General features: G+C 55.3%; 1 protein-coding gene. It reads right to left on the bottom strand.

The genetic code is table 11. The features are described from left to right. A partial coding sequence (locus SB756_RS29830) for a sodium:solute symporter family transporter (protein WP_410913186.1) occupies nt 1-275 on the bottom strand: 275 nt, incomplete at both ends.

The raw sequence follows: 275 nt of genomic DNA, 5'->3' as shown, positions 1-275 counted from the left end.
AAACAGTCCGGCAGCTAACGGTGGCAGCACAGTGATCATCAGGGTGGGTATAACACTATCCGGCACGGTCAGATTCGGCAGTATCGCCCGGCCCAGCGCACCGGCCAGATGCATTCCCAGCATCAGGATCACCACCACAATGGTACCCAGAATAATGGCCCGATGGACTGCCTTGCTGTCTTTATAAGAGATGCAGCGCACCGCAGTATGCGGCAAGCCAATCACCCCAAAGCAGACCAGCACGACAAATGAACTGAGGAAGGTCGGCGTTATAA

The sequence above is a fragment of the Pseudomonas sp. SIMBA_068 genome (assembly GCF_046534705.1).
Taxonomy (GTDB): domain Bacteria; phylum Pseudomonadota; class Gammaproteobacteria; order Pseudomonadales; family Pseudomonadaceae; genus Aquipseudomonas; species Aquipseudomonas putida.
This window is presented reverse-complemented; position numbering and strand designations above follow the sequence as displayed.